The organism is Microbacterium commune (genome assembly GCF_014836945.1).
Lineage (GTDB): Bacteria > Actinomycetota > Actinomycetes > Actinomycetales > Microbacteriaceae > Microbacterium > Microbacterium commune.
In genome coordinates, this window is the sequence record NZ_JACSPX010000002.1 from 169162 (window position 1) to 177968 (window position 8807).

Below are 8807 nucleotides of genomic sequence, written 5' to 3' on the forward strand. Positions count from 1 at the left end.
TCGCCGACTGCCGCGCCGTGATGCGGTCAGTCGCTGCGCACCCACCCGTCCTCCCGCTGTGCGACCGCACCCTCGAGGGCCAGCACGCCGAGGAGCGAGCGCACGCGTTCGACGGAGAGTCCGCTGCGGCGCGCGATGTCCGCCGGGTCGCGGGGGCTGCGGGCGCTCATCGCGTCGAACAGCCTGGTGCGGTCGTGATCCGGGGCGGTGGAGGGACGGGCCGTGACATCCTGCTCCCCCCACAGCTCTCTGACCTCCTGAGCGCTCGTGACGCACACCGCGTCGTACTCCCGCAGCAGCCGATGGCATCCGGCCGATGCCGGGGAGGTGATCGGCCCGGGGACCGCACCGATCGGGCGTGCCAGCGACGCCGCGTGCCCGGCGGTGTTCAGCGTGCCGCTGCGCCAGCCCGCCTCCACGACGACGGTCGCCATGGTCGCGGCCGCGATGAGCCGGTTGCGGGCGAGGAAGCGCCACTTCGTCGGCGCCGATCCGCAGGGCACCTCGCTGAGCACCACGCCGGACTGCCTGATCCGATCGAAGAGCTGCTGATGTCCGATCGGATACGCCCGGTCGACACCGCCCGCGAGGAACGCAGCCGTCGCGCCGCCGACGCCGAGCGCTGCGCGGTGCGCGGCGCCGTCGATCCCGTAGGCGCCTCCCGACACGATCAGGGTGCCCCCGGTCGCGAGGTCGCCCGCCAGCTCGGCGGCGGTGCTCTCGCCGTACCCCGTGGCGGCCCTGGCGCCGACGATCGCCGCGGCCGTCTCTGCGCGCAGCACGTCGACATCGCCCCGCGCCCACAGCAGCACGGGCTGGTGGACCTCGAGGTCGTCGAGTCCGTCCGGCCAGAGCTCGTCGCCGGGAAGCAGCAGGCGCGCTCCCACACTGTGCGCGGCGAGCATGGCATCCCGCACCGCGCGGGTGCTCGCGCGAGGCCGCCACCTCGCCAGCGCCTCCGCCAGAGGCCGGGGCGCTGTCACTCCGGGAGGGACGAGACCCGACTCCCCGAACGCGGTGCGCAGCGCCTGCACCGCACCCAGAGCCTGCAGCAGCGCACCGGCCACACCATCTCCGGGTTCGACGAGCACGGACCACGCGACCCGCGCTGCCACCTCTGCGGGGTCCGCATCGGCACGCAGCAGGCGAGCGCTCGAACGCAGCTCCGGGTCGTCGATCAGTTCGAGTCCTGTCGCGATCATGCCAGAAGTCCTTTCTTGAGGAACAGAGCGTGCCCGAGCTGATCGGCTCCGGGTGATGACAGACCTGCCAGATCGCTCAGGGTCCACGCGATGCGCAAGCCCGGATTGTGGCCGATGTGAAAATGGACGAATGGATGAGTTCGGACAGCCGCATTGCCCCGACGATGGGATCGTGATGCACACCACCGCGACCGGGTTCGTGTGCCCACACTGCGGGCATCTGCAACGCTTCGACGACGTAGAGCAGCCGCCCGAGTTCGACGGCCCCACAATTCATGGCGGATAGTGCGACGGAATGCGCTGTAACGCGAGGAAACCCCCTCCCTAGTAGTTGATACCGGGGAGGGGGTTTCAGGCGCTCACAGCGCGTTTGGTGCCGTTCTAGGCGTCACTGCGGCGCCGGGAACGGATGCCGGATGCGACTCGAGCCGAATTGCCGGCCACAACTCCCGCGGCTTCCACCTGCATCCGGCCAATCAGAGCCCCGTCCATGTCCTTCAGCACGAACTCGGACGGCATCGACGGCGCAGCGACGTTCACCACAGGGGCGCCCGTGACCACGCGAGCGGACACCGGGACGGACTCGGGTCGAACAGGGCCACCCGCAGCAAGGCCAGGGATGGAGCCATTCAGGATCGACTGACGCCACCGCATGATCGCCGCATGACCACCAGCCGCATCCACCTCCGCCGCCGTCACCACATGCTCACCCGGTGCCAGCATCCGAAGCTCAGAATCCTTACCCTTCGGGCCGGGACCGAACACCGGACCACCCGTCGCCTGCCCAGGGATTCCCACCGTCCGGTTACCGACCACATACGACTCGAGCGTGACCTTCTTGACGTTCGGGATGGACGACATCAGGTCGCGGAGGTTCGCCAGCCGCACCGCCAGCGCCTCACTGCCGCTTTCGGAGATCGCAATCTCCTTCTTGTTCGGCAGTGCATTCGCCTGATCCTTCACCGCCGCCAACGCAAGCTCCACGTCCTTCGCTGAGCCGAGGTTCTTATCCGCCCACGCACGCGCCGCGGCCTCATCCATACCCTTCGCCTTCAACTGGGCAATGACAGCCTCACGGCCCGCATCCCACTCCGCACGCGCCGCAGCCATATCGCCCGTGTTCTGCACGATCGCCGTAGCAGAGTCGTAGCTTTTCTGCTCCACATCACGGAGAGAATCGCGCAGCTTGATCGACGCATCATTGGTGCCGTCGATCGCCGCTTCCTCATTCTTCGTCGCCTCAGTCAGTGAGTTGATCGCGCTCAGAGCAGAATCGTGCGACTTCGCCACATCCATCTGCCCGTGCGCCATCTCCTCGTAGGCGGTGACGACACCCTGCAGCGCGTCCTGCAGTTCCTTGGACGCCTGTTCCTGCTCCGCGAACGCTTCCGATACCTGACCGGACGCATCCGTCTGCTCGCCGCTCATCTCCGCCTGCTGACGGGCCATCTCGGTAGCATCGCCAAGCTCACCGGACATGCGCTGCACACCGCCGCGTACCTTGTCCACCTTCAGGGCGAACTGTTCCGCCTCGTCCGCGGTGCCCTTGAATGCTGCCTGCTTCGCATCCAACTGTCGCTCGAGCTCGGTCATCGCGTCGCCGCCGTTCTTCACAGCATCGAAGACGACGTTGAGGGAGATGCCCAGATTCTCCGCTGCATCCGCAATCGAGGTGTCCTGCCACCACATCACGGACGAACGGTTGGTGAGGTCGTTCATGATCAACTCGTCACCGTGGGCGCTGAGAGCACCTGTGGCCGTGTCGATCGCCGCAGCGTATGCCTCCGCACGCGCCTTAGCCTCAGCCTGCTTCTGCATGAACACACCCAGTGCGACCGTCGCACCGAGCAGCGCGACACCCCACGGCCCGGTCAGGAAGTTGCCAATCCCGCCCAGGATGCCCTTCACCCGGGCACCCATCGGACCGAGCGTGTCGAGCGTGGCGGAGAACTCCATCCACTTGATCTTCGCGAGGATCGCCGCACCCGTCACCGTCGCCGTGATACCCACCAGGGCGAACAGGGCACCGCCGGCCAGCTTCACCGGCTCAGGGAGCGACTGGAACATGCGCAGCACATCCGCCAACCGGTTCAGCAGGTCGACGAACAACCCACCGCCAGACGGGTCCACAAGAGGCTTCGTGAGGTCAGCGGACAGGTCACGCCATGCCGCCTTCACGCGATCCATCGCACCCGCGAATGTCATCTTGACGTTCGCGGAAGCACCGTCGAACTTCTCCTTCATGCCGGAGGCGAGAGCATCCAATGCCTGATCCGCACCGAGCGTTCCGGCTGTGATCTGAGCGCGGATCTCGGCGCCGGTCTTACCCATCTGCGAACCGATAAGTTCCGCCGCGTTCACACCACGCTGACCGAACTGCATCAGATCCTGCGCCGTGATCTTCCCCGCAGACGAGATCTGCGCCATGACGAACGCGATCTCCCCAAGTTCCTGATTCGACCCGCCAGCCGCAGCAACAGCCTCACCGATCGCATCCAGATACGGGATAACCTTCTTTGACTCGATACCGAACGCCAGCATCTGCTGCTGAGCCGTGATGAACGTCTGCTTCGAAAACGGCGACGTGCGCGCGAACGCATCCAACTTGTCCATCTGCGCATTCGCAGCCTCAGCGCCACCCAGAAGCGTCGACAACGCCGCACGCGAAGTCTGCTGCAAAGTGTTGTACTCAACACCCGTCTTTGCGACCGCCAGCGTGAGAGCCGTCATCGTGCCGCCCACAGCGAGCAAACCCGTCCCGAGCGACTTCCACGCATCCAGCTTCTGCTTCGCAGCCTCAGCCGCCTTACGCGCCGCCTCCGACTCCTGCTTCGACGCCTTCGTGCCCTCATCCGCGGCCCTCTTCGCCGCCTCCGAAGCCTCCAGAAACGCCCTCTTATAGTCCGCGATATCCGCCGACAGGCGAATCCGCACCACCCTTTCAGACATGCTTGACCTCCTCAATCAATTCCTGCCCCAAAGCGACAAACGCGCTCGAAGCGGAATCCGCCAAACGCATCGCCTTCGTCGGGTCCACACGCCGGCGCGGGTCCCAAATATCGACCACCGTTGACGCCTGCGCTGCCTTCTCCGCCAGCGTCAGCACCAACTCCGCCAGCCGATCCACTGCCTCCTGCTCTGAGTCCATCGATTCGACGAACTCCGTCAGGTACGTCAACGGGTCCTCAGATCCCGCACGATGCACATAAGCGGCGATCATTCGATCGGCCAACTCGCTATTGCGGGCAATCCGCTTTGCTTCATTGCTCATCAATCAACAACTCCTTGAATCGACTTCGAATACCCAGGGGCAGGTCCCCATGGCCCCCGCCGCATTTCGGGTCTCCGGGCAATCCCGGCACAGACTTTGGGGGTTTTTTCCACGAGCTCGCCTCCGATGCCCTGTGTGTGAAAACGAGCATCGGCCTGTGACCGCGCCGTTTTATGGGCTTTGGGACCCCCGCGCTGGGTATTAGCTGCTCCCCACGGGGAAGCAAAAAAATACGGGGGAGAGAGGTGCCCATCTGCCGGTGACGTTACGGGCGTGATGGCAGGGCGGACCTCCCCCTGGTGGCGGTGAAGGGTCATCGCATTGCCTCCTTCACTTTCTCGATTCCGTCGAGCACGAGCGCTCCCTGTGCTCTGCGCGCTGCTTGTGCATTGCGGAAGTCGAGAGTTTCGCGTTCGTGTCGTTCGCGGGCGATTCGTTCGATGCGGGCGTTGATGGTGTCGCGGTCGATGGCGAGGTCGAGGGTGCATCCGGCTGCGACCACCTGCCATGCGTCCTTGACGCGTCGTACTCGTTCCCATGTGTCGATGTCGCTATCGGCCCAGCGCGTTACCCGTTCGGGTTCGATGGTGAATCCGGTGAGCTGGTTGAGTGCGGTCCAGCCGCTGTCGATGAGTCGTGTGAGTCGGCGTGCTTCCTGCGCGTCCTGGTGTGCCTGTACGGCTACGGGGCCGAGCTGGAAGATTGCGGTCGTGTCGTCGAGGTCGATGTTCCCGAGGATGCTCTGTGCGTACTTCAGGGTGACGCCGGCTGCATCGAATGCGGTCTTGAAGATGTTGAGAATGTCGTCCTGAACGGCTCGCATGTTGTCGACTGCTCGGTCGTTCACGGCGTTGCCTGCGGCATACTCGAGGTCTCCGTCTGCGAGTGCGTTGTTCAGCAGCGCGCGCAGGAGGTTGGGGTCTTCGGCGGGGTCGCGTCCGTCGAGTACCGCGCTGGTCCATGCTTTGACGAGAGAGGCGTATCCGCCTGTGTGGGTTCGTGCCTCTCGTGCGGCGGCGACGATGCGGCCCTGCTCTTCGAGGGCGGTGGTGATTGCCTTCGGGAGTTTGGCGCCGGTCGCCTTGAGAGCGGTGATGACGAAGTTCAGGTGCGGGTTGCGCATGTTCATGGGTGTGCCTTTCAGTAGCTGAGCGGGTCGTTGTTGGGTCCGTGGATGAGTTCCTGTACGAACTCGCGCATGGTGGGTTCGGGGTCGGCCCTGTCGACGCGCTGGCCTTCCTTGGGTGCCCGATTGTTCTTGGTGAGGTCGGGGAGCGGTGCGAGCAGGTCCGCCTGCTGCAGTAGCCATTCCTCGGTGTCGCCGGTCATGAGCAGGTCGCGGTCTTCGTTGCTGATGCCGCGTTCGGCGGCGAGCTGGTCGCGGTATGGGGTGAGGTCTTCGTTTGTCATGCGGCTTCCTTGGTGTGGTTGGGGCACTGGTTGGTCCAGGTGCCGTTCTGGTAGGTGGATGACCACCCGTTTTCGTGGGCTCGGGTGACGAGCCCTCCGCGTCGGGGAGCTTCCTCGAGCGCGAAGACTGCATCGCAGTGGTCGCAGAGCATCGCTGTGCGGATCATGTGTTGTTCCTTTCGGTGTTGGTCCAGTCGTGTGCGGGGAGTCGGTGCCCGGATGCTTCGAGCTGGGAGTAGTAGTGGTGGAGTTCTCGTGCGAAGGCAACGGGGTCGTCCCATGCATCGGACATCGCTCGAAGGTTCAGCGGCTTAGGTGCGCTCACGCGGCTGCACCTCCGCACTTGCTGCATCGAGCACCGACCGTCACGCCGTGAGTGCAGACGCCGGGATCTTCCCAGCCGCCTATAACCCCCCTGTGATTAGTGAGAGGTGTGTGAGAGTCGGCGTCGGGATCGTCCTCGAAACTCACGAAACTCTCATAACTAACGGGGGCATAGAGGCCGCGGCCGATCTTCTGAATGCGCTCTGCTGTGACAGCGCGGCGCAGATACTCATCGACGTTCGATACGCCGGGGAGCAGGTCACGCAAGTCCTTCGGGGCGATCCCCTGCGGGTGCTGACCGACGATTTCGATAAGTTCCGCCATGCGGTCACCGACGCCCTGTGTCTGCTTGATCGTCTGCGCTGACCTAGCAGCCGTGAGCAGGTCGCCGCCGTCGAGAAGCCATGCACCATCGACCATCGTCAACGCGTACTCACCTTCCGCGGCATCACGCGAGGTCACCTGCATGGTTGCGGTCTTCTCGTGCCGATCCCGCTTGAGCACGATCACGGTGTCCGCTGCGCCCGCGATGCCCTGTGTGCCGCTCACCGCGTCCAGGAAGTCGCCGCCCTCGCCCTTTCGCGTGTGATGCACGATGACGAGACTCGAGCCCGGTACAGCGTCCGTAGTGGCCTTCAGCGCTGACAGCATCCGGTAGTCGTGCCCGTACTGGGAAGCGTTGCCAGCCGGTGGCATCACCTTGCCGAGCGTGTCGAGGATCACCACCGGATCACTGCCCGTGTGCTTCGTCAGGAACGCCGCGATAGTGTCGATCACCTTCGCCTCACCGAGCCCGGTCAGGAACTCGAGGAGCGGGGATGCTGCGAATGCCGACAGGCGAATCATGCGGTCCTGCAAGCGTCGTGGGCCGTCTTCCAGCGCCAGGTAGAGCACCGGGCGGGGTTCGCCCACGGGGATGCATCCGAACGCCTCAGAGCCGTCGCTGAGGGCGATAGCGAGCCCGAGTACCATCCATGACTTGCCGATCTTCGGTGCGGCGACGAGCAGTGTCATGCCCTCGGGGATCACATCGGGGACGACGTACTTCACTGGTGGGAACGTCTGTCGCATGAGCCACTCGGCAGAGAAGGTCGCGGTCATGCGCTCACTTCCGCTCGCACGTCATTCAGCGATGCGCAGTAGATCCGCCATGCCTCGTCGAGAACGTCGTCCACGTCGGGACGGTTCGCGAGCGATGCGGCACGGTCGAGCCGGTCGAGGAGGTACTCCCGCCGTTCGGCTTCACCAAAGCAGCGCAACCAGAGGCGGTCGGCCTCGAGCTTCGCGGCCTGCAACTCGGGTTCCATCTGCTGCCGGCCATCTGTCACGCCGAGCTCGTACAGGGCGAACAGTGAGGCGGGCAGGGCGGTCAGGCTGAGGGTTCCGGCCGCGAGTTGGTCGACCCATCCGGTGATTGTGTCGGATGCGGTGCGGCTGATGCGCAAATGTCCGAAGTACGCGGTAGAATCGAGGGAGATCGAGCCGCCAGCCAGATCCTCGGGAGCCACCTTCGGGTGGCTTTCGTCATTCATGCACCACCGCCGATGAGAGCGGCAATGCGATTGCGCTGAGAAGGTGTCAGGGGCGGGGCCGCAGAAACAACCTGTTCGATGTAGGCGGCGATCTTCTCGGCGGCGAGATCTCGCTCAATCTCCGCGACCGGCTTCTGCCAGCGGATCGCTGCGGCTTTCTTGCCGTGAAGGGACTTCACCTCGGTGGAGGGCATGACGGAACCTTTCGGTTCCGGCGCCCTGCGCGATTCCGGTTGGCTACTTAGCCGGGCAATTCAAACTTCTGTTCGAAGCATACATGATGCCGGGGCATCGTGCATCATTTCGATTATGTCGGCGTGCCGAGAGTCGAGGGCTTTCCATCACGGCCCGGAATAACGCCATCTGCGTCGGCCAAGACGCGGCTTCCCGTCAGTGCGCCACGGAAATGCCTGCAGACGACGTGAGCCGCAGCATCATCGCCCCATGTAGCCATCTCGGTCATGTCATACACGTGAGAGGGCCAGTGGCGGTCGCCGTCCAACGTGTTCTTTCGGCGTGCTTCTGGCACCGACTCTGCCGAGTTCATGCCAGCTGAGTACTTGTAATCCCGAACGACGAGCATCACGATGCCGCCGACCTTGTGGGCTTGCGCCACCTGACAACCGCGCTTGCACATGTAGCGATGAACTCGTGTCTTGCTTAGGAGATCCATGTCGCGCAATGCTGTGTAGGTTCGCTCGAGCGAGAGTGCGCGATCGTCCGATTCCGCAAGCAAACGCGCAATCACATCAGACAGCGATTCGTCCATATCGACATCCTTTCCTTGTGTCCCCGATGCAGGATTCGAACCTGCGGCATCCGGCTTAGAAGGCCGTCGCTCTTCCGCTGAGCTAATCGGGGGAGCGGGTACGCGATGAACGCGGACCCTCGGGGTTAGGCGATGATCTCCTCTGCGTTCATGACGGGCTTCAACAGGAACCCATCTCGGACGGGGTAGCGGCGGCTGATGACATAGGCAAGATCGGCCAGGGCGACCATGAGCGCCAGCTGCTTCTTTCGCGGGTCCCAGAACGTCACATCTTCCCGGTCCATCATGTGATCGATAGC

The 8807-nt window shown here is 64.2% G+C and carries 10 protein-coding genes and 1 tRNA gene; all 11 read right to left on the bottom strand.

Going from position 1 to position 8807, the window contains the following annotated elements; genetic code table 11:
- Positions 1-26 precede the first annotated feature (26 nt).
- The 11 genes from dprA to H9633_RS10185 all read right to left on the bottom strand — a co-directional run bounded on the left by dprA (position 27) and on the right by H9633_RS10185 (position 8600).
- Positions 27-1202 (bottom strand): DNA-processing protein DprA, encoded by a 1176-nt coding sequence (dprA, locus tag H9633_RS10140; RefSeq protein WP_191713074.1) that lies wholly within the window; start codon positions 1200-1202, stop codon positions 27-29.
- Positions 1203-1583: 381 nt separating this feature from the next.
- Positions 1584-4151 carry a tape measure protein gene (locus H9633_RS10145; protein WP_191713075.1) on the bottom strand — a complete coding sequence of 856 codons (2568 nt, stop codon included), beginning with the start codon at positions 4149-4151 and terminating at the stop codon, positions 1584-1586.
- Positions 4144-4473: a hypothetical protein gene (locus H9633_RS10150; protein ID WP_191713076.1), complete on the bottom strand. Its 330-nt coding sequence runs from the start codon at positions 4471-4473 to the stop codon at positions 4144-4146. Before H9633_RS10150 ends, H9633_RS10145 begins: the two co-directional genes overlap by 8 nt.
- 313 nt (positions 4474-4786) lie before the next feature.
- Entirely contained in the window at positions 4787-5602 is an 816-nt protein-coding gene (locus tag H9633_RS10155) for a hypothetical protein (RefSeq protein ID WP_191713077.1), read from the bottom strand.
- Positions 5603-5613: 11 nt separating this feature from the next.
- On the bottom strand, positions 5614-5883 hold the full coding sequence (locus tag H9633_RS10160; RefSeq protein WP_191713078.1) for a hypothetical protein: 270 nt from the start codon (positions 5881-5883) through the stop codon (positions 5614-5616).
- A gap of 163 nt (positions 5884-6046) precedes the next feature.
- Positions 6047-6175, bottom strand: a complete 129-nt coding sequence (locus H9633_RS13165; protein ID WP_263598406.1) for a hypothetical protein — start codon at positions 6173-6175, stop codon at positions 6047-6049.
- 29 nt (positions 6176-6204) lie between these two features.
- Positions 6205-7308, bottom strand: coding sequence for an AAA family ATPase (locus H9633_RS10165; RefSeq protein WP_191713079.1), 1104 nt, complete (start codon positions 7306-7308; stop codon positions 6205-6207).
- Positions 7305-7739 carry a hypothetical protein gene (locus H9633_RS10170; protein ID WP_191713080.1) on the bottom strand — a complete coding sequence of 145 codons (435 nt, stop codon included), beginning with the start codon at positions 7737-7739 and terminating at the stop codon, positions 7305-7307. The genes H9633_RS10165 and H9633_RS10170 overlap by 4 nt, the downstream gene beginning before the upstream one ends.
- Positions 7736-7933, bottom strand: a complete 198-nt coding sequence (locus H9633_RS10175) for a hypothetical protein (protein ID WP_191713081.1) — start codon at positions 7931-7933, stop codon at positions 7736-7738. Before H9633_RS10175 ends, H9633_RS10170 begins: the two co-directional genes overlap by 4 nt.
- Positions 7934-8046: 113 nt before the next feature.
- Positions 8047-8508, bottom strand: coding sequence for a hypothetical protein (locus tag H9633_RS10180; protein ID WP_191713082.1), 462 nt, complete (start codon positions 8506-8508; stop codon positions 8047-8049).
- A 20-nt stretch (positions 8509-8528) separates the two neighbouring features.
- A tRNA-Arg gene (locus H9633_RS10185) sits at positions 8529-8600 on the bottom strand.
- Positions 8601-8807: the final 207 nt, after the last annotated feature.